Source organism: Lacticaseibacillus hulanensis (assembly GCF_004010095.1).
GTDB classification, from domain to species: Bacteria; Bacillota; Bacilli; order Lactobacillales; family Lactobacillaceae; genus Lacticaseibacillus; species Lacticaseibacillus hulanensis.
Map to the genome: position 1 here is coordinate 25627 of NZ_RRYD01000014.1, position 20080 is coordinate 45706.

The window sequence follows — 20080 nt, forward strand, 5'->3', positions numbered from 1 at the left end:
ATTTATGGTACAACGCTTCAGCTTGCGTGAGGCAAGATGGTGTGTTTGCGGTGTATGAGTGCCACATTCATTTTTTAATCTACCACTGACAGATGTTACGAAACTATCATAGCGTACTAAAAAGCGTGGCATATGCTACGCTTCTTAGTACGCTTTTTCGTACGCTTTTAGATTAACTCCTTATTCAGCTTATAACTCCTTCTTACGGATGCTCCAACAGCGATGACCTTATTTTCGTTTATTAATTGCTTTAAAGAATAAAGAACCTGACTTCGAGTCAAACCAGATTCACTCTCAATCTCTGTTCTTTTAAGAGGCGTTACCGATGACCGTAGAAGGTTTAAAATTGCCATTTGATTACTATAAACTGGATTCGACTTTTTAGCCGAGGGTGCCACAATTACATCATCTATTTTTTGATAATTTCGATTGGGCAAAACAACCTTAAATGAGTTCTCTCTAACTTCAAACTTTGGGCGAAGGACTCCGTCTTGATAAGCCTCATACATTCGCCTAATGCCAGTCCCATAGTTTTCAATGAAATTCATCTTATCTAATATATGAATTAACGTTGGATTCCGCGCAGCCGTTAACCCATCCTCAATTTCCTCAAGCGTTAACCCATCAGGAATACCTCCTGGAGAAACAATCTCCAAGCGGTTGTCAAACACCTCCACTTTAACACTGGAATGTAGAAGATAATCACGATGAACAAAGGCATTAACGACTGCTTCACGTATCGCAATTGTAGGATAATCACGACGTTCAATTCGCTGCGCTTTACCACTGATTACAGCTTGACGATGATTAGATAAATCCAAATATGCTAATACATCGTTAATCTGTTGCGTTATAGCACCAAAAAATCTGCGTTTATCTTTAAACCGCATCACGTTGATACCATCATAAGATGCGACCCTAACCTCAAACGGGTTTTGATCGCTAATAAGTAAAGCTGAATTATTGTAGCCCTCGGTATCGACCATCCGTAACGATTTCTGATCAAAACTCAAATCGAGTCCTTCAAAAACCGCCTTTGCCTTCCTAAACGTTAATTGTTGAACTTCAGAAGTCTCTGAATCGAATTCACCGCTAACGTCATACTGTTGCTGCATGCGTTTTACACGTTCATTGGTGGCTTTTACTGCCGAACTCCCTTGACGAACGTATACACCGCTAGAGTCGAACCCATTTGATGCAATTGCGTATGGCTTATGCCGACCCGCCCTAACACGTATATTAAAAACAGTATCGTTAGGTCGTACTTCTATAAGACTATACGGAACTGGGTAAAATGCAGTGGTTGACCAATTAGTAATAATCTCTTCCCAGTCATGGCGTCTTTGGGGGCTTACGTCTAGCTCCTTGTGTGTTGAATCATCAACTCCGAGATAAATGACACCACCATCGCGACTATTAAAAAAGCTAACAATTTCCCTTTTCAATTTATTTGTTAACTCACGTTTATACTCAGTATTCAAATCTTCGTTGTTTTCCATGATCCACCTCCTTATAGCGGCATCTACTCCAACACCAATTATTACATACACATGAATCGACGACGTATTTTTTTGAACACCTAACTTAAAACCTCGCCTAAGAGGGATCCTTGTTATCCTGCTTCTTTCGTAGCTAAAGCCTACAAAGCAAAATCTGCTAAAAATACATTGCTCTAAGCAAAGCAACCATAACAATCAATTAAACTAGGTCGACTCAGTGTCATAGTCCGGCGAATCCTAACATTGTTCGTTCAATCATCTGTTTGAAGGTATTAATCAACTCTGGATAATCAAGACGCACCATCAAACTACGATTATAATTAAATCCCAAATCCGCACTCAGCCATAGTTACTGCTTACTCGAGATTACGCAATTGGGTAAGTTGTAATCATTATTAGGTTCACGACAATCAGAATCATAAATGTTACTAACTCGCACCCAAAACATTTTGATATATTCACACTTCATCAATATGTTACCCGCATTAATTAAACAAACTTTAGCTGCCAAGATACTTAACCATAATCAGACATGGGTTCCATTCATCCCAAAGGTGCGGAAACACCTCCAACCGGGTGAATCCCACAGACTCGTAAAATCGAATCGTATCGTCGTACTGACGATAATGTCCCTCATCGACCGTTTTTACTTGCAGGTACTGATATCGGGTCTTAGCAAATTTAGTTAACTCAGCAACTAGCTGTGTGCCAATACCCAAATGCTGATGCTGTTTCAGTACACCCATGCAGCTTATTTCAGCGGTACCAGAGCTGGTTTCATTGAGATCAATAAACCCAATGGGCTTCCCCTGAATTTTAGCTACCCATAACGGAAGGCTCTTTGCTTCATCGACGTAAGACTGCGTCGATTCTGGGAGGCCAAACCACTCAGGCAAATCAGACAAAATATTCTGAACTATCTGCGAATTAGCCAGCGAATTTTGCGACAGCTCAATCGTCACGTCCGTGTTCATCATAATATTCCTCCATCCACTTCACTCTCATCAAGTGAATTAGATTTTTTGCGTTAGCCTAACGCATCACTTATGATACGGTCTCCCCGCATTGATCATAAACGCCCGGTAAATCTGCTCAATCAGCACCAACCGCATCAGCTGGTGAGGCAGCGTCAGCTTCCCGAAGCTCAGCGTGTCGTTCGCCCGCTGCATCACTTCTGGGGACAGCCCCAGCGAGCCACCGATGACAAAGGTGATGTCGGGGTGGCCGTACGTACCCAGGTCGGCAATCTCCTTGGCAAAAACCTCACTGGCCCGCTGCTTACCCTCGATGGCCAGCGCGATGACGTATTCCTTATCCTTAATCTTACCCAGGATGCGCTCGCCTTCCTTGGCCTTCACGTCCGCCATTTCGGACTCGGACAAACTCTCTGGTGCCTTCTCGTCGGCCACCTCGACGATTTCTACCTTGGCAAACGCGCCAAGACGCTTCTTATATTCGTCAATGCCGGCCTTGAAGTATTTCTCCTTCAGCTTACCGACGCCAATTATCTTGATATTCACGTGCTTCACCTCGCTTTGATTATACCAATTGACCAGCATCTTGGCCTACATACATTAGAATCCCAGCCTATCGATGTAGTTGCTTGTGGAAACTACGAACGCAAAAGTAACCGGATTCATCATTTGCTGTCCAAAAATTATCGCTCAGAACACCGTTAGACCGGCATCTACCGTGCTGCTGGTCGTCCTGCCACGCCGAGCAATGAATGAGTCGACCACAATTACGCCGCGCCCCAATCTTATTGGCCGAACACCACAGACCCCAACATCTAGTTCACACCCGAAAAATGAAGCGTTTTCCGCCCCACCGATTGCGAAAATACTCCTGGGCCTTGCTCGAATCTGAATTTCACGAATCATATTTCCCCGCATCCACCCGTTATTTAGGTGAAACCAACCAAGCTAGTCCCGGGTACCGGTACCCAATTACCGGTAAAATTAGATTAATTCCCACCGATGACCATTTACCACAAATGTTCGGGTTTATTGGTGCAAACCACTCACCTTAATCTTCATCGGCATTTAAGGGCAAAAAAAGGCCCGTCAACGCAAAAATCTGCGTCGACGGGCACAATAATTAGCGAATGTTCGAAACCAAGTCGCCGTTTTCTTGAGCGTACTCCTTAATTCTGTAAATCTGCTTGCGGTTAATGCCTACCGTCTTCGCGATTTGCGTCACCGGCAAACTGGCCGTGAGCATTTCCAGCACGTCGCGATAAATCGCGCGCTTGGCCGGGTTTGGCGAGTCCGGCGCGTACTCACGCTTACGTCCGCGATCACCGTGGGCGTGCTCAGCGGCCGCTACCAGCCCGGTCCCGCCATGACTGCGGTGCTTCGCAAAGTCAGCCAGGTCACGAATCGCGCACGTAAGCTGCCAGCGCTCACTAGCATCGTGAACCGCCGCAAAACTAGGGAAGTTCAATATGTTTAGGCTCGTGTTCCGCGCACAAACCGCGTCCAGTGCCGCACTGAGTTCACTATTATCTGTCCCAAGTTGGGCCAGACTGGTGATGACAATTTCGTCGCCGGTATGTATGTAGGCCAGCATTTCACTAAAACCAGGCCGCTGTACAGTCGGCAAATCGGTTGTGTCCGTGAAAATCTTCCGAACTCCAGCTTTTTCGAGCGTTGCCAAATCGCCATCTTTGTATTTTTGATTAGATTTGCTCCAACTATATCCGATAATAATGATTGCTCGCCCCTTCCCTTGAAAACAATTAATGTATCATGAGTACCTTTATCATAAAAGTTCCTTAAATTTGTGTCAATAGTTTAGCAACATTTGGTTACAGATTGTCTACATTTGCGGCCACAACGGTTTTTGTCACAAAAATTAGAGGGTGTAATGCTGGCTTAATCTAACGGAAATTGGCAAATGTGCATTTTAAAGAATCGGGTCAGAATTTTCGGACGCACACACCTAAAAGACGAATTACCATCAAAATATTCGTATGAGTGTTTGTGTTTTACCTTGGATGACATTTAGGATGAACCCCTTTTTTTAATGAATGTAAGATTTTTTTCAAAAACAAGTTGTTTGCAAGGGAAATTAAGTGCAAAATTATTACCGTTAAGCCTTCGAAAGGACTCATATATGACTGTAGTTAAAACCATAGTCAAAGACCGTGTGTTTCAAATTGCGGCAATCATTGCCGTACTTAGCCTCTTCTTGGCCCGACCACGGATTGCAGACATTAACTTCACCACGTTATGGTCACTCCTCGGGATGATGACCGTAATTCAAATATTTGAATATCTACACGTACTCGACTTCATCGCGTACCGGATGACCGCTGGTGCCCACACCGCGCGCCAGTTAACCTGGTTCTTCGTCATGCTGTCATTTGTGGCTGCCATGTTCCTCACCAACGACATGGCCGTTTTGACATTCATGCCGCTATACCTGCGCGTTGCAAAGAAACTACACTTACCCGAAATCGTGCCCGCAACCGCCATCGCGATGGCGGCTAACCTTGGGAGCTTCATGACGCCGTTCGGGAACTCACACAACATTTTCCTGATGTCGAAGTTCAAGATTTCGCTCCTCGACTTTGGCATGTGGGTGCTGCCGTTAGCGTTAATTAGCGTCATCTTCTTAGGTGCGCTGATGTTCTTCATCAAGCCCAAGGAAGTACCGGTTGTTCCCGTGCAGGATTTGCGGATCAACATGCGCCTAACAACCATCACCTGCATCGTGGCGGTTCTGGTATTCCTGTCCATCTTCGGTTTGCTACCACCATGGCTTGCGGCACTGATTGCGCTGGTTTACGCCGCCCTGCTCGACCGTAAGATTTTGCTCCACGTTGACTACGGGATTGTCTTCACCTTTGTCGCTTTTTTCATTATTGTCAGCGACATTCAGCAGGTCCCCGCCGTCGCCGCTATCCTGATTGCACTTGAACACAGCCCTTCGTCGGTTTACTTCACCAGCATTGCAACATCCCAGATCATGTCGAACGTCCCCGCGACCGTGCTCGTCGCGCAGTTCACGAACCACATTCCCGCCTTGTTCTACGGAACCAACATCGGCGGGATGGGGACCATGATTGCCAGCCTGTGCAACCTGCTCGCCTTCAAGCAATTCGGCGTTCACGCCAGCAAGGAAGCCCGCAGCAAGTTCTTCGTTCCGTTTACAGCCTTTAATTTCCTCGGGCTGTTCATCATCGGTGGCGTTTGTTACGCCGCCATGCTATTCTTCAGCTAAACTAAAACACGCTAGAATATCGCGCTGCTTAACCAGCATCCGCGCAAAAAAATGGGTATGTGCCATCCGGAAATCACCGGTTGGCACATACCCATTTTTCGTGGACATTTAAGTTAAATTAGCGCTATACAAGGACAGACCACCAGCTGACGGGATCAGATTCGGCCGGGCCCTACAACGCCCGCACGCCGATATCTTCGCGGTACGCCAGCTCGCCAGCAAGTTCAAAGACGCGCGCGTACGCCTGACAACGGGCGGCGTAGACATCAACCCCGTCGCCGATAACGGTCACAATCCGGCCGCCTGCACTCGTCAGGGCGCCGTCTGGAGCCACGTTCACCGCTGCGGGCAACCAGGCACCCTGGGCCAGCAGCGCCGCGCTCGGCCGCACAACGGGCAGCTGCGGGTGCGAGCTTGCAGGATAGGCGGGATGTGCAAGCACAACGTCGACGTAAGTACGTCCGTTCAGCTTCAGCGCCACCTGCTCCCCGCCGAGTAAGGCCGTCACCAGCGCGTAAAAATCATTTTGAATTTGCGGCAGCAACACCTGCGTTTCCGGATCGCCGAACCGCATGTTGTATTCGAGAATCTTGGGGCCATGCTGCGTAAACATCAGACCCATGTAAATCACACCGCAGCCGGGGTCGCCCTCCGCGTTCAGTGCCGCGATGGTTTGAACCATCAGTTCGTTTGCCTGTGCAACTTGAGTTTTATTGAACTGACTGGCTGGACTGATGGCGCCCATCCCCCCAGTGTTGGGACCAGCGTCACCGTTAAAGCGCCGTTTGTGGTCCTGAGACAATGGCAAAATGACGTATTTGTCCTGGGCATACAGGGCCATCACGGACGCTTCCTGGCCGGTGAGGTATTCCTCAAGCAAAACGGGCGCGTGCGCATCATTCAGGTAAATACCTGCCAGAGCCGTGTCCGCGTCTTTGCGTGTGAGCGCGACCGTGACGCCCTTACCGCCGGCCAATCCGTCCGCCTTGATTACGATCGGCGTGCCCATCTCCTCGAGCAGCACCCGCGCGGCGCCCAGCGTGAACACCTCGCGCGCCTTTGCGGTTGGCAGGTGGTGCCGGGCCATAAAGTTCTTCGCGTAGGTCTTGCTGCCCTCAAGCTGGGCCACGTTCTTGTTTACGCCAAAGATCGTTAACCCCGCCGCCAAAAATGCGTCAACGACACCCGCAACCAACGGCACCTCGGGGCCAACAAAGGTTAAATCGACGTGTTTGTTCGCAAAGTCAATCAACCCATCAAAATCCAGGACATCAATGGCAACTGGTTCCAGGCCCACCAGCTCCATTCCCGGATTGCCCGGAGCCACATAAACGTGCTCAACTTGGTCGGACGCCAAGAACTTCACGCCCAGTGCCGCCTCGCGCGCCCCGCTACCAATTACCAGAACGTTGTGCATCTTTTCAACCTCCAAATATTTCCCCGGAAATAACTATGGCAACACGGTCACGGCCAGCTGCCGGAACTAATTAGACCGCAGCAATCGCCTTGGAATTAGTGCCGGAAGTGGCGCACGCCCGTGGTGACCATGGTAATGCCGTATTCGTTGGCCTTATCAATGGATTCCTGGTCGCGAATACTACCGCCGGGCTGAATGATGGCGCGAATGCCGTGCTTGGCCGCGTAATCGACGGAATCGCCCATTGGGAAGAACGCATCTGAAGCTAGCACCGCACCGACGAAATTATCACTCTGCTGTGCCTGATCCAGGGCGATTTCAACCGACCCGACCCGATTCATCTGGCCGGCACCAATGCCCAGGGTTTGCCCCTTCTTGGCGACAACGATGGCGTTACTCTTAACGTGCTTGACCACCTTCTGTGCAAACACGAGGGCGGCAAGCTGCTCCGCGGTTGGCTTGACGTCGGTCACAACCGTTACCGCGTCTTCTTCCTCGACGGTCTTGTCGCGTTCCTGAATCAACAGGCCGCCGTGAACCGAGATTGTTTCGTATTCACGTTTGCCGTCGTCCGGCGACATGTCGACGGTCATGAGGCGCAGGTTCTTCTTCTTGGTCGTCAAAATTTCCAGGGCCTCGGGGCTGAAACTCGGGGCAATAATGATTTCGAGGAATAGCTTGTGCATCTTCGTGGCTGTGGCCGCATCAACTTCCCGGTTGAGGGCAATGATTCCGCCAAAAATGGAAACGGTGTCCGCCGCAAACGCCTTGTCCCAGGCTTCCTCAATGTTTGCGCCCTGACCAATACCGCACGGATTCATGTGCTTCATTGCCACCACGGTTGGCGCGTCGGTGAAGTCCGCCAGCGTCAGCAACGCAGCGTCGGCATCCTTGATGTTGTTGAAGGACAACTCCTTCCCGTGCAGTTGCTTGGCCGCGGCAATTGAGCCGGCCGCCGGGTAAGGTTCAGCATAGAACGCTGCAGCCTGGTGACTGTTTTCCCCGTAGCGCAGGTCCTGCTTCTTAACGTAGGTCGGCGTGAAGGTTGCGGGGAATTCCTCGCTGGTCAGGTACGCTGCGATTTGGGCATCGTATGCGGCCGTCGTCTGGAAAACCTTAGCCGCCAGTTGTTTGCGCAACGCAGCATCATCGTTGTCGACGCCGGCAAGCACGGCGTCGTAATCCGCCGCATCAACCACGGCCCACACACTAGCATTGTTCTTGGCCGCGGCCCGCAGTGCGGATGGACCGCCAATATCAATCTGCTCAATCGCCTCGCTGTAGGTCACGCCGGGCGTGTGAATGGTTGCGGCAAAGGGGTACAAGTTAACACAAATCACGTCAATGGGCGTAATGTCGTGTTCCGCAAGTGCCGCCATGTGCTCAGGGTCACTGCGCCGGGCCAAGATTCCCGCGTGAATCCGCGGGTGGAGTGTTTTCACCCGGCCATCAAGCATCTCGGGGAACCCAGTGACGTCCTCAACCCCCGTCACCGGCACGTGCGCCGCAATCAATGCGCGCTGCGTGCCACCGGTGGACACTACTTCAAATCCACGGTCGACGAGGCCCTGTGCAAATTCGGCCACACCCTGCTTGTCGTAAACGCTGATCAATGCTCGTTTTGCCATTTTTTAAATTGCCCTCCATTTAAAATTGCGCCAAGTTAATCAATCCTGCTCCAATAGTTGCTGCACCGTTTCCGGTAATAGTTTGTGCTCCACCGCGTGAATTCTGGCGGCGAGCGTGTCGATTGTGTCATTTACCAGCACACGCACGGGCTCCTGGGCGATGATTTGCCCAGAATCGATACCGGCGTCAACGTAATGCACCGTCACGCCGGTCACGCGCACCCCGTAAGCGAACGCGTCCTCAATCCCGGTGCGACCGGGAAAACTCGGCAGTAGCGCCGGGTGCAGATTAACGATTCGCTGCGGGTAGGCATCAAGCAACGTCGGTCCCAAGATGCGCATGAAACCCGCCAGCACCAGCATGTCGACTGGTGGCAGCGCGGCGACAATCGCAGCTTCAGCGGCTGCCTTGCTGGGGTAATCGCGGTAATTAATGGTAATTACCGGGACACCGGCCGCCTTGGCCTTACCCACCACTGGAGCATCGGCGTGGTCACACACCATGCACGCAATGTGAATCCCGGATTGGTCATCCCCGAATTTGGCCTGCAGCGCCGCAAAATTACTGCCGGTTCCTGACGCAAAAATCGCAATGCTTTTCATTTATGCTTCCTCCTGCCACTGAACCGGCGCATCGGCGTCAAGGCGTGGCACCACCTTGCCCAGCACCAGCGCGTCTGGCACCTGAGTTTGGATTGCCTGCACGTTTGCCGGCGCCACCGCCAGCACCATGCCGATGCCAAGGTTAAACGTCAACCGCATGTCCGCCAAGCTGAGGTCACCAGCGCTTTGCAGCCGCTGGAATAATTCCGGCCACTGCCAGCTGCCCGCGTTAATCTGTGCCGCCAGATCATCTGGCAGCATGCGCGGAACGTTATCGGTGAAGCCGCCACCCGTAATGTGCGCGGCGCCGTGAATCAGCTTCTGCTCCAGCAGCGGCAACATTACGTCGGCATAGATTCTGGTTGGCGTCAGCAGCGCTTCCGCCACATCCCGACCATCACCGAGCGGCTTAACACCCAAATCCGTTTCGCGGAGCAGCTTGCGCACGAGCGAAAATCCGTTGGCGTGCACACCCGCGCTCGGCAGACCAAGCAAAACATTCCCGGCAGCCACGTGCTGCGGCAATATCGCCGTTTCACTGGCCACCCCAACGGCAAAACCGGCCAAGTCGTAATGGCCTGCCGGATACATCCCCGGCATTTCTGCCGTTTCGCCGCCAATTAGGGACATGTGCGCCAGCTGACACCCGTGGGCCACACCGGCAACAACGGCCGCGGCGAGGTCCACGTCGAGTTTGTCCGTCGCCATGTAATCAAGGAAGAACAGTGGCTTGGCCCCATCCGCCAGCAGGTCATTGGCCACCATCGCGACCAAGTCAATGCCGATGGTGTCGTGGACGCCAAACTCCTTAGCCAGTAGCAGTTTGGTCCCAACCCCGTCAGTTGCCGCCAGCAGCACTGGATTATCAACTTGCGGCAACCGGTACGCCGCCGCAAAGCCGCCGAGCCCGCTCAGCACGTTCGCGTCCTGCGTTGACTTCGCTAAGGGTCCGTACGCCTTGGCCGCAGCGTTCCCCGCGGCCACATCGACACCGGCGGACTTGTAGTCTATCGTCATGGTGCGCTCACCTCGCTAACATCAATCTTCCGGCAGGCCATTTCCTTAGCGAAGCCGGCCGCGTAATCGTCCAGTGGCGTTGGGTAATCACCCGTGAAGTACGCCGTGCACAGTCCCCCGTGTGGTGCCGTTGTCTTCAGGCCCACGCTCTCTTCTAGTCCGCTCACAGACAAAAAGCCCAGGGAGTCGACATCGAGCAGTTCCCGCATCTCGGCAACGCTGTGGTTTGCCGCCATCAGTTCATCCATCGACTGAATATCAATTCCGTAGAAGCACGGGAACCGCAGTGGCGGGCTGCTGATGCGCAGGTGCACCTCCTTGGCCCCGGCCTGACGCAGCAATTTCACAATCTGCATGGACGTGGTGCCGCGAACGATGGAATCATCAACGAGCACCACCTTTTTGCCCCGCACCACGTCAGGAATGGCGCTGAGTTTCATGCGGACACTGCGCTCGCGTAATTCCTGAGTGGGCTGGATGAACGTGCGCGCGACGTACTGGCTCTTCACCAGGCCCATTTCGTAGGGCAAGTTGCTGGCACGCGCATAGCCAATTGCGGCCGAGAGTGACGAATTCGGCACCCCGCAAACAATGTCGGCATCCACAGGTTGTTCCCGCGCTAGCTGTTCACCAAGGCGCACCCGCGCTTCGTGCACGTTCACGCCGAAGATGTTCGAGTCGGGTCGGGCGAAGTAGATGAACTCCATTGAGCAGACTGAAAGTTGCGTATCCGTTGTGTACTGCTCCGCGTGCAACCCCGCATCGTCCACCGTCAGCATTTCGCCCGGCTGAACGTCGCGCACGAACTTGGCGCCAATCGCATTAAGCGCGGCGGTTTCACTGCAAATCACGGTTCCCCCATCTGGCAGGGCGCCAATCACGAGGGGCCGGAAGCCATTCGGATCACTGGCCGCATACATGGCGTGTTCGGTGAGCAGCATGAAGGCAAATCCGCCGTGGACCTTGTTGAGTGCCTCCTTCAGCTGGGCCGCAAACGTTGGCTGCTTGCTCCGGCGCACTAGGTGCATGAGGACCTCGGTATCGGAGGTAGACTGGAAAATCGCCCCATTATCCTCCAATTTGCGCCGCAAGCTAATTGCGTTAGTCAAATTACCGTTGTGGGCGAGCGCGATGGCCTCGTCACTGAAGCGAAAGAGCAGCGGCTGGATGTTTTCAAGCACGCGCCCGCCCGCGGTTGAATACCGCACGTGACCCAGCGCGGCGCTGCCGTGAAGTGCCGCCAGCTGCATCGGCTTCGTGAACACCTCGCTCAGCAGACCCAGTCCGTGGTGCCGCACCAGCCCATGGTCAGTCAGGCCGACAATCCCGGCACCTTCCTGGCCGCGGTGTTGCAGCGTGTGGAGCCCAAGGTGGGTCAACTCCGCTGCGTTCGGGTTGCCCCAGATGCCAAAGACCCCACACTCTTCGTTCAGTCCCTTTATTTCATGTGGCATGGAATGGCCTCCTCGTAGGTCGCCCTGGCCGCCGTCAAATCAATCGCGAACGCATCCGATGCGGTTTGCACGTGCAGCTGGTCGCCGCTTGTGACACGACCAATTTCCTGGGCCAGTGCACCAACTTGCGCACTAAATTCCGCAGCCTTGTCAGCCGGAACTGTGAGCAAGAAGCGGCCCTGTGTTTCAGCGAACAGCTGGGCGTTCGTCAGATTCAAGGTCACATCGGCCCCCAAATTGCCTTGGAGTGCCATCTCGGTCAGCGCCACGGCAAAGCCGCCAATACTCAGATCGTGTGCGGCGGAAACCAAACCGCTGCGAATCGCGCCGAGCACCGCATCCTGGTTGGCCTTCTCGGCACGCAGGTCAAGTGGGAAGAGCTCGCCCGCAATTTGTCCCTGCAGCATTTTTTGCAGCTCAGTGCCGTTAAAATCATCGCCGGTTTCGCCGACGAGGAAAATAACATCCCCGGCATTCTTGAAGCCGCTGGTCGTCACCGTCGCCAAATCGTCAATCAGCCCCACCATCCCGATCATCGGCGTTGGGTGAATCGCCGCACCATTAGTTTCGTTGTAGAGCGAGACGTTCCCGGAAATTACCGGGGTGTTGAGCTGCTTGCAGGCGGAAGTGATACCCTTCGCGGACTCAGCCAATTCGTAAAAATGCGTGGGCTGGGTCGGGTCGCCGTAGTTCAGGCAATCAGTAATACCGATGGGTTCGGCGCCACTTGCCACCAGATTCCGCGCCGCCTCTGCCACAACCATGGCGCCACCGCGCTGTGGATTGAGGTACAGGTACCGACCGTTCGAATCGGTCGTCATGGCCAGAGCCTTGTGCGTACCACGAATCCGCACCACGCCGGCGTCACTACCCGGGAGCACCACGGTGTTCGTCTTCACCTGCGCGTCATAGCGCCGGTACAGTGACGATTTGTCTGCAATCGTGGACTGGCCAAGCATCGCCAGCCACGTGGATTGAACATCGGTGATTTCAGGCATTGCGGGCGCGACAGGGTGTTCGAGCCGCGCCGGCTTTTCGCCCTGTTGGTGATAAATCGGTGCATCGGAAGCAAGTAGGCTAACTGGTACGTCGCACACCAGGTCACCCTTGTGGTACAGCTTGTAGCGCAGTTCATCGATAACGTGACCACAAACCACGGCGTCCAGCCCGTACTTGGTGAATACGTCGATGATTTCCTGTTCACTTCCCGCGCGAACACAAAGTAGCATGCGTTCCTGGGATTCGGACAGCATAATTTCAAACGGAATCATCCCCGGCTCGCGTTGTGGAATCAAATCCAGGTCAAGGGCCATTCCCGCCCCCGCCTTGTCCGCCATTTCAACGCTGGAGCTGATGAGCCCCGCGGCCCCCATGTCCTGCATCCCCACTAGGGCGTCACGGTGCTGCCGAGTTACCTCCAGGCAGGCGTCCGTCAGTAGCTTCTCCATGAATGGATCGCCGACCTGCACCGCCGCGCGGTCCGCCTGCTTATCATCGGCAAATTCACTGGACGCAAAACTAGCGCCATTAATTCCGTCACGCCCGGTCTTGGCGCCAACGTAGATAATCGCGTTGCCCACGCCGGCAGCACGCCCGCGCTGAATCTGATCTTTGTTCATCACGCCGACACACATGGCGTTGACCAGCGGGTTGCGGGCGTAGGTTGGATCAAAATTGGTTTCACCACCAACCGTTGGAATCCCAATCGAGTTTCCGTAGCCCCCGATGCCCGCGACCACTTCGTCCACGAGGTGCCGGACGTGCGGGTCGTCTAGTTCACCGAAACTGAGTGAATCCAGCAGTGCAATTGGTTCGGCCCCGATGGAAAAGATGTCACGAATAATCCCCCCAACCCCGGTTGCCGCACCCTCGTACGGTTCCACGGCGCTTGGGTGGTTGTGGCTTTCGGCCTTGAACACGACGGCCTTGCCCTCACCGATATCAATCACCCCGGCACCTTCACCGGGGCCCATCAGAACGCGGTCGTTTTTGGTCCAGAAGGTTTTGAGCACCGGCTTACTGTACTTGTACGCGCAGTGCTCACTCCACATCCCGCTGGCAAGCCCTATTTCCGTGTAGTTTGGCAGCCGCCCCAGCTTGCTGGTGAATCGGTCGTATTCTTCCTCGGTCAATCCCCAGTCCAAGTAAGGCTTTTGTTCCTTAATCGCCTGTGGGTCAAGTTCAACGCGCTGCATTTGCCAATACCTCCTGCTTCAGTGATTCAAAAACGCCTAGGCCATCGGTGCCACCCAGCAGGGCCTCCACCGCGCGCTCGGGGTGGGGCATCATCCCCAGCACGTTTCCCGCTGCGTTAGTCAGACCGGCAATATCGTTCAGGCTGCCGTTCGGGTTGTCGCGGTACCGGAACACCACCTGCTGGTTGGCTTCAAGCTTGGCCAGCGTGTCCGGGTCAGCGTAGTAGTTTCCTTCCCCGTGGGCAATTGGCAAAGTAATGGTCTGCTCCGGTTCGTAAGCGTTACTAAAGGGGGTGTCGGTGTTAACCACGGCAAGCTCTTCGGGAGCGCAAATGAAGCTGAGCGATTTGTTCCACTGCAGCGCCCCGGGCAGCAGGCCGGCCTCGCACAAAATCTGGAAACCGTTGCAGATACCGATGACCAGCCCGCCGTTTTCTGCGTGTGCCTTAAGCGCGGGCATAATCGGGCTGAAGCTGGCGATGGCACCGCTGCGCAGATAGTCGCCATAGGAAAAGCCGCCCGGAACCCCCACGATGTCGTACCCGGCCAAAGTGGTTTCACTAGCCGAGACGATGTCGGTGTCAATCCCCGCAATTTCCTGGAACGCCCAAGCAAGATCCTGGTCACAGTTAGACCCAGGGAAACTAATTACGGCCGCCTTCATGCTTTCACCTCGCTAATTTCGGTCAGCTCGAAGCGGTAGGTTTCCATGTTCACGTTGGCTAGCAAGGCGTCACAGATGTGATCCACCTGCGCACTCGCTGCCTGTTCATCCTTAGCGGCCAAAACCAATTCGAAGTATTTGCCGAACAGTACCGACTCAACATTGTCGTAGTCCATCCGCTTCAGCGCGGTCTTAATGGCTTCCGCTTTTGGGTCGAGTACTGAGGGCTTGTAGTTGACGTAAATCGAGGCTTTAAACATGGGCTTTTTCCTTTCTGTGGGTACAATCACGCGTTAAATAATTCCAAACTAACCGGCACTTTCCGGTTACTTGCTGGCCTGCAGCCGCCGCAACACTTCGCGATAAACCGGCTGCAATTCCCCAGCGTGTTTCCGAAAGACATCCTTATCCAGCGAGTCACCGGTTGCATCATCCACCAGCCGAAAATTATCGGGCGACAATTCATCGGCCAAGACCAGTGAGCCATCCGCCAGCGTGCCAAATTCGAGCTTGAAGTCGACGAGTTTGATCCCCGCCTTAGCAAACCGCGCCGTCAGGAAGTCGTTGACCTGATCAGTTAGGGCACGCACCTTAGCCAGCGTTGCTGCGTCCGCAATTCCAAGTGCCTGAATCTGGTCGTTGTTAATGAACGGATCGTCTAGCGCATCGGATTTGTAATAGTATTCGTGAATCGCTGGCTTGAAAGATAACAGGTGTTTCACATGGAACTTGGTTTCAAAGTGGCCCGAAGCGTAATTCCGCAAAACCACTTCCAGTGGCAGCATCTTCGCCTTGCGCACAATCATGCTGCCCTGGTCCGGTGTATCCACGTAATGCGTAGGCACCCCCGCTGCCGTAATTTCCTGGAAGAGCAACGCGGAAATTTGCAGGTTTAAAGTGCCCTTCCCGGCGATTGTCTCCTTGCGCTTCCCGTTGAGTGCCGTTGCCTGGTCCAGGTATTCAACCCACAACAATTCGGGATCATCGGTGGCGGAAACCCGCTTAGCCTTACCCTCAAACAGCACTTCCTTCTTGACGGTCATTATTTTGCCTCCTGAATTTTTACTTCATCAAGTAACTGCTGAACATCGCTGCCAATAACCGTGATGTGGCCCATCTTCCGTCCGGTCCGCACCGCCGCCTTACCGTAATCGTGCAGGTGCCACTGCGGATGATCCGGCCACTGCACAAGGGCGTTTGGCAAATCATCGCCGAGCAGATTGCGCATCACCGCTGGGGCGTACTGGGTGATTGGCGGAATTGGCAGTCCGCAAACACTCAGAATGTGTGCAGCAAACTGCGAAACGTTGCACGCCTCAATGGAGTAATGACCAGAGTTGTGTGGCCGTGGTGCCAACTCGTTAATTAACACGCGGTTGCCCTCGGCGAACATCTCAATGCCAAGTACCCCCCGCAGGTTTAACGCGGAGGCGATGGTTGTGGCCGCCGCACTCACCGCGGCCTTCAGCTCGATAGTGAGATCAGGCGCCGGCGCAATGGTTGTGTGCAGGATATGGTTCTGGTGGTGATTTTCCACCACGGGAAAGACCCGAACCACATCATCACCGCCGCGCGTAACCATGACGGACAATTCACGGTCGAAATTCTGCCGCGCCTCCAAAATGCACGGCGCCTGCTGCAGTAGTTGCGCGCCCGCCGCCAAATCAGCCGGTGAGTTCAAATCCACCTGGCCGTGACCATCGTAGCCACCACTAGTTGTCTTCAAGATTGCCGGATACCCAATCTCCCCAACAGCCGCGGCCAGTTCCGCGCCATCGCTCACCGGTGCAAACGAAGTCACGGGCAATCCGTGATCATTCAAGAAGGTCTTTTCGTTCACCCGGTCCCCTGTGATCCGCAGAAGCTCGGTCCCCTGGGGCACCGCAACGATGTCTTGCACGGCTTCTAACGCCTCGAGGTCCACGTTCTCGAACTCATAGGTCAAAACATCGCTGCGCCGCGCCAGTTCCCGCAACGCATTTGTGTCACTGTATTCGGCGGTAATCTGAAAATCAGCAACCTGACCCGTTGGGGAATCCGGCGTTGGCTCGAGCACGCCGATGCGGTAGCCCATTGCACGTGCGGCGAGTGCCATCATCCGCCCCAACTGACCACCACCGATGATGCCAATGGTTGACGGTGGCAAAAACACCTTATTCATGAAGGGTGGCCCCACTTTCCTGTGCCGCTTTGGTTTGCGCCTTCCGGTATGCCGTTAGCTTGGCGGCAACATCCGCGTCAGTGATTGCCAGCATCGCCGCCGCGTACAAACCGGCGTTTATCGCCCCAGCATCACCGATTGCGGTGGTGCCGACCGGAATTCCGGCTGGCATTTGGACAATCGATAGCAAGGAATCAACCCCGTTTAATGTTCGTGTTTTTACCGGAACACCAATTACCGGCACCGTCGTATTTGCAGCCAGCATGCCCGGTAAATGCGCGGCACCACCAGCACCCGCAATGATGACCGCATAGCCATTATCCCGGGCACTCTGCCCGAACTTCGCCAGATCATCGGGCATTCGGTGTGCAGAAATAACCTTGTTATCATGCGGTACACCTAACTTTGTGAGTACTTGGGCGGCCTTTTGCATTACCGGCCAATCAGACGTACTCCCCATCACGACAGCAACCTTCACCTTGACCACTTCGCTTTCATTTTGTTGGCCCAAGCCTACCACATTTTGTTTGGCGATTTCAACCGTTTTAGGAACAATTATCACGCTAATAGTAGTTATAGTTCGTGTTTTATACTAAAAAGGCGAACGTTCGCAAGTAGCGCCCGTTCGCTCAGAAAATCATTTCAACTCGCGCTCCTCACTTACTCAATCTTTCCTCATTGGCGTTGCGACCCCCGCGCCGATTAATGTTCCTGGTTAACTAAAATAAATCATTACCTATTTGCAAAAACTGTATGGTTGGCGGCCTCGAAAAGGGGTAAAATGTATTTATGAAAACGTTTTACAGAGATTTGTGATTCGGCTTGAAAGGAATGTACACCAATGACTAAATACATCATGGCTATCGATGAAGGCACGACCAGCACCAGGGCCATTGTGTTCGACCACGATGGCAATACCGTTGCGTCCTCGCAGCGTGAATTCACCCAATATTTTCCCAGTTCAGGTTGGGTCGAGCACGACGCAAGCAAAATATGGTCTGCCGTTCAAGCAACCATCGCTGACGTCTTCATCAACAGTGACATCCAGCCCAAGGACATCGCCGGAATCGGCATTACCAATCAACGCGAAACCACAGTAATCTGGGACAAGCAAACCGGACTACCCATCTACCACGCAATTGTGTGGCAGTCGCGGCAAACAACCGCTTTAGCCGAGCAGCTCCAAAAGGAAGGCTACAGTGAATTCTTCCGGGAAAGAACCGGACTGATTATCGACCCGTATTTCTCTGCCACGAAGGTGCGCTGGATTCTCGACCACGTGCCTGGCGCCCAGGAACGTGCCGAACGCGGCGAGCTCCTCTTCGGGACGATCGACACGTGGTTAACCTGGAAACTGTCCGGGGGTGCCATTCACGTCACCGACTACACGAACGCGAGCCGGACCGCCTTGTTCAACATCCACACGCTCGATTGGGACAAGGACATCCTGCAGTTGCTCAACATTCCGAAGATTATGCTGCCAGCAGTGCGGGCCAACGACAAGGTGTACGGCAGCACTGCCAGTTACCACTTCTACGGTAGCCAGGCCCCGATTGCCGGCATTGCCGGGGACCAGCAGGCAGCCCTCATTGGTCAGCTTGCCCTCAAGCCGGGGGAAGTGAAGAACACTTACGGAACGGGTAGCTTTATCGTGATGAATACCGGCAGTGAACCGGTCGCTTCCAAAAACAACCTACTGACGACGATTGCGTACGGACTTAACGGAACCGTCACATACGCGCTTGAGGGTTCAGTCTTTGTTTCTGGGTCTGCCATTCAGTGGCTGCGCGATTCAATGCATCTGGTGCAAAACGCGGCCGACTCCGAAGCGGCGGCGAAAGCCAGCCAAAACGACAACGAGGTTTATGTCGTGCCCGCCTTCACCGGACTGGGTGCACCATATTGGGATCCAGATGCCCGCGGCGCAATTTTCGGGATTACCCGTGGAACCACAGACAACGATTTGATTAAGGCCACGCTCCAATCGCTCGCTTACCAGACCCGCGACGTCGTTGATACGATGGTGGCCGACACCAATACCGCCATTCCTACGCTCCGGGTCGACGGGGGTGCGGCCCGCAACGATTATTTGCTTCAGTTCCAGGCTGATTTGCTCGATGTCCCCGTCGAACGGGCTGCGGTTTTGGAGACAACCGCGCGCGGCGTTGCCTATCTGGCCGGCCTTGCCGTTGGTTTCTGGCAGGGTTTTGATGAGTTGCAGGAGTTAACTAAAGTCAAAGGAAAATTCACCGCGCAAATAACAACAGCTGAACGTGACAAGTTATATCACGGATGGCAAGCCGCAGTAGAGGCGACGCGCATGTTTGCTCGCAAAAATAACATCTAACTAAACTGTGAAATATTTAACTTATAGTCATTTCAGCTTTTACCTATGAATTTTGCGTCAGCGGTAGTAAAATAAAGTCAATTATATTAGGAGCGAACTTTTTTACGTATATACTTGATTGACGGGGGTTTGGGGGAATCCTCATCACGTGGAGGTCACCGTTATGCTGAGATTTTATGGTCAACCAAAGTTTAGGGTTATGGACGCTGACAAGGACCCAGTGGGCTACGAACTATTCATTCGTGAATGGCGTGACGACCGCTGGATGTTGCCGGAAGACTTTACTGCCTGCACACCGGACCAGATGGCGCAGCTTCTTTCGCAAACCATCGCCAAGTTACCGGAAAACATTGAACTAATCTCGTTTAACTTGGAGCAGAGCCAGTTTGTCGATGACCGGTACATTGACATGGTCAAGCAGATTCAAAACACAACGAGCATCAACATTTTCACTGAACTCACAGAACGCACTGACGCTAACGTATCCATTGCGCAACTCAAGGACGCCGCGCGTAAGTTCCACAATCTCGGCTTGCTGGTCTGCATCGATGATGTTGGCACCGGCGACAACACGCCAGAGCTTGTGCTTGAGCTGAACGATTACATCGATGAGTACAAGTTCGCGCTGCAAAACTTCCGGCCGTTTAACCGTATCAGCGAAATCACCGGCACCATCACCTTCTGGTACGAGATGGCCGCCAAAAACGGGAAGATGCTCGCCATCGAGGGCCTTGAGAACGAAGCCGACCTGAGTACAATTCAGCAATCATATCCTTGCGACGTAATCCAAGGCTACTACATGGGCAAGCCGGCACTACTCCCAATTGCCGAAGACGTCAAAAGTGACCTCGTAAATTAAAAAAAGCTCGGC

18 protein-coding genes are annotated in these 20080 nt (G+C 53.5%); 3 read left to right on the forward strand and 15 right to left on the reverse strand.

Annotated elements, in window-relative coordinates; translation table 11 throughout:
* Window positions 1–167: 167 nt before the first annotated feature.
* The 4 genes from EKN00_RS04735 to EKN00_RS04750 form a co-directional block, all read right to left on the reverse strand.
* Window positions 168–1499 carry an ATP-binding protein gene (locus EKN00_RS04735; protein ID WP_127848997.1) on the reverse strand — a complete coding sequence of 444 codons (1332 nt, stop codon included), beginning with the start codon at window positions 1497–1499 and terminating at the stop codon, window positions 168–170.
* A 500-nt stretch (window positions 1500–1999) separates the two neighbouring features.
* Window positions 2000–2479 carry a GNAT family N-acetyltransferase gene (locus tag EKN00_RS04740; RefSeq protein ID WP_421825405.1) on the reverse strand — a complete coding sequence of 160 codons (480 nt, stop codon included), beginning with the start codon at window positions 2477–2479 and terminating at the stop codon, window positions 2000–2002.
* A 60-nt stretch (window positions 2480–2539) separates the two neighbouring features.
* Complete coding sequence (rlmH, locus tag EKN00_RS04745) at window positions 2540–3019, reverse strand: 23S rRNA (pseudouridine(1915)-N(3))-methyltransferase RlmH (RefSeq protein ID WP_127848999.1); 480 nt, start codon at window positions 3017–3019, stop codon at window positions 2540–2542.
* 577 nt (window positions 3020–3596) lie between these two features.
* Window positions 3597–4154: a recombinase family protein gene (locus EKN00_RS04750; RefSeq protein ID WP_127849000.1), complete on the reverse strand. Its 558-nt coding sequence runs from the start codon at window positions 4152–4154 to the stop codon at window positions 3597–3599.
* A 459-nt stretch (window positions 4155–4613) separates the two neighbouring features.
* Here EKN00_RS04750 and EKN00_RS04755 point away from each other — a divergent pair, with 459 nt between their 5' ends.
* Complete coding sequence (locus EKN00_RS04755) at window positions 4614–5723, forward strand: SLC13 family permease (protein WP_127849001.1); 1110 nt, start codon at window positions 4614–4616, stop codon at window positions 5721–5723.
* A gap of 172 nt (window positions 5724–5895) precedes the next feature.
* On the opposite strand, the gene purD is transcribed toward EKN00_RS04755, so the two are convergent.
* The 11 genes from purD to purE form a co-directional block, all read right to left on the reverse strand.
* Window positions 5896–7140, reverse strand: a complete 1245-nt coding sequence (gene purD, locus EKN00_RS04760; RefSeq protein ID WP_127849002.1) for a phosphoribosylamine--glycine ligase — start codon at window positions 7138–7140, stop codon at window positions 5896–5898.
* Window positions 7141–7235: 95 nt separating this feature from the next.
* Window positions 7236–8768 (reverse strand): bifunctional phosphoribosylaminoimidazolecarboxamide formyltransferase/IMP cyclohydrolase, encoded by a 1533-nt coding sequence (gene purH / locus EKN00_RS04765; RefSeq protein ID WP_127849003.1) that lies wholly within the window; start codon window positions 8766–8768, stop codon window positions 7236–7238.
* A 39-nt stretch (window positions 8769–8807) separates the two neighbouring features.
* Window positions 8808–9371 (reverse strand): phosphoribosylglycinamide formyltransferase, encoded by a 564-nt coding sequence (gene purN, locus EKN00_RS04770; RefSeq protein ID WP_127849004.1) that lies wholly within the window; start codon window positions 9369–9371, stop codon window positions 8808–8810.
* Window positions 9372–10388 (reverse strand): phosphoribosylformylglycinamidine cyclo-ligase, encoded by a 1017-nt coding sequence (purM, locus tag EKN00_RS04775; RefSeq protein ID WP_127849005.1) that lies wholly within the window; start codon window positions 10386–10388, stop codon window positions 9372–9374.
* Window positions 10385–11842 carry an amidophosphoribosyltransferase gene (gene purF / locus EKN00_RS04780; RefSeq protein ID WP_127849006.1) on the reverse strand — a complete coding sequence of 486 codons (1458 nt, stop codon included), beginning with the start codon at window positions 11840–11842 and terminating at the stop codon, window positions 10385–10387. The genes purM and purF overlap by 4 nt, the downstream gene beginning before the upstream one ends.
* Window positions 11827–14037 carry a phosphoribosylformylglycinamidine synthase subunit PurL gene (gene purL, locus EKN00_RS04785; RefSeq protein WP_127849007.1) on the reverse strand — a complete coding sequence of 737 codons (2211 nt, stop codon included), beginning with the start codon at window positions 14035–14037 and terminating at the stop codon, window positions 11827–11829. The genes purF and purL overlap by 16 nt, the downstream gene beginning before the upstream one ends.
* Entirely contained in the window at window positions 14024–14701 is a 678-nt protein-coding gene (gene purQ, locus EKN00_RS04790; RefSeq protein ID WP_127849008.1) for a phosphoribosylformylglycinamidine synthase subunit PurQ, read from the reverse strand. The genes purL and purQ overlap by 14 nt, the downstream gene beginning before the upstream one ends.
* Window positions 14698–14961 carry a phosphoribosylformylglycinamidine synthase subunit PurS gene (gene purS / locus EKN00_RS04795; RefSeq protein ID WP_127849009.1) on the reverse strand — a complete coding sequence of 88 codons (264 nt, stop codon included), beginning with the start codon at window positions 14959–14961 and terminating at the stop codon, window positions 14698–14700. Before purS ends, purQ begins: the two co-directional genes overlap by 4 nt.
* 66 nt (window positions 14962–15027) lie before the next feature.
* The gene (locus tag EKN00_RS04800) at window positions 15028–15744 is read right to left on the reverse strand and encodes a phosphoribosylaminoimidazolesuccinocarboxamide synthase (protein WP_127849010.1); all 717 of its coding nucleotides are present in this window, start codon (window positions 15742–15744) and stop codon (window positions 15028–15030) included.
* Window positions 15744–16862, reverse strand: a complete 1119-nt coding sequence (gene purK, locus EKN00_RS04805; RefSeq protein ID WP_127849011.1) for a 5-(carboxyamino)imidazole ribonucleotide synthase — start codon at window positions 16860–16862, stop codon at window positions 15744–15746. The genes EKN00_RS04800 and purK overlap by 1 nt, the downstream gene beginning before the upstream one ends.
* Entirely contained in the window at window positions 16855–17322 is a 468-nt protein-coding gene (gene purE / locus EKN00_RS04810; protein WP_127849051.1) for a 5-(carboxyamino)imidazole ribonucleotide mutase, read from the reverse strand. The genes purK and purE overlap by 8 nt, the downstream gene beginning before the upstream one ends.
* 381 nt (window positions 17323–17703) lie before the next feature.
* On the opposite strand from purE, the gene glpK reads away from it, so the two are divergent.
* Window positions 17704–19209: a glycerol kinase GlpK gene (gene glpK / locus EKN00_RS04815; RefSeq protein WP_127849012.1), complete on the forward strand. Its 1506-nt coding sequence runs from the start codon at window positions 17704–17706 to the stop codon at window positions 19207–19209.
* Between the two features lie 163 nt (window positions 19210–19372).
* Entirely contained in the window at window positions 19373–20068 is a 696-nt protein-coding gene (locus EKN00_RS04820) for an EAL domain-containing protein (RefSeq protein WP_127849013.1), read from the forward strand.
* Window positions 20069–20080: the final 12 nt, after the last annotated feature.

Coding starts and splice junctions, on each gene's coding strand:
- purE (WP_127849051.1), bottom strand. CDS start 17,322: ATGGGGAGTACGTCTGATTGGCCGGTAATGCAAAAGGCCGCCCAAGTA.
- purK (WP_127849011.1), bottom strand. CDS start 16,862: ATGAATAAGGTGTTTTTGCCACCGTCAACCATTGGCATCATCGGTGGT.
- purD (WP_127849002.1), bottom strand. CDS start 7,140: ATGCACAACGTTCTGGTAATTGGTAGCGGGGCGCGCGAGGCGGCACTG.
- EKN00_RS04820 (WP_127849013.1), top strand. CDS start 19,373: ATGCTGAGATTTTATGGTCAACCAAAGTTTAGGGTTATGGACGCTGAC.
- purH (WP_127849003.1), bottom strand. CDS start 8,768: ATGGCAAAACGAGCATTGATCAGCGTTTACGACAAGCAGGGTGTGGCC.
- EKN00_RS04735 (WP_127848997.1), bottom strand. CDS start 1,499: ATGGAAAACAACGAAGATTTGAATACTGAGTATAAACGTGAGTTAACA.
- purM (WP_127849005.1), bottom strand. CDS start 10,388: ATGACGATAGACTACAAGTCCGCCGGTGTCGATGTGGCCGCGGGGAAC.
- purN (WP_127849004.1), bottom strand. CDS start 9,371: ATGAAAAGCATTGCGATTTTTGCGTCAGGAACCGGCAGTAATTTTGCG.
- glpK (WP_127849012.1), top strand. CDS start 17,704: ATGACTAAATACATCATGGCTATCGATGAAGGCACGACCAGCACCAGG.
- purF (WP_127849006.1), bottom strand. CDS start 11,842: ATGCCACATGAAATAAAGGGACTGAACGAAGAGTGTGGGGTCTTTGGC.
- purQ (WP_127849008.1), bottom strand. CDS start 14,701: ATGAAGGCGGCCGTAATTAGTTTCCCTGGGTCTAACTGTGACCAGGAT.
- EKN00_RS04755 (WP_127849001.1), top strand. CDS start 4,614: ATGACTGTAGTTAAAACCATAGTCAAAGACCGTGTGTTTCAAATTGCG.
- purS (WP_127849009.1), bottom strand. CDS start 14,961: ATGTTTAAAGCCTCGATTTACGTCAACTACAAGCCCTCAGTACTCGAC.
- EKN00_RS04800 (WP_127849010.1), bottom strand. CDS start 15,744: ATGACCGTCAAGAAGGAAGTGCTGTTTGAGGGTAAGGCTAAGCGGGTT.
- purL (WP_127849007.1), bottom strand. CDS start 14,037: ATGCAGCGCGTTGAACTTGACCCACAGGCGATTAAGGAACAAAAGCCT.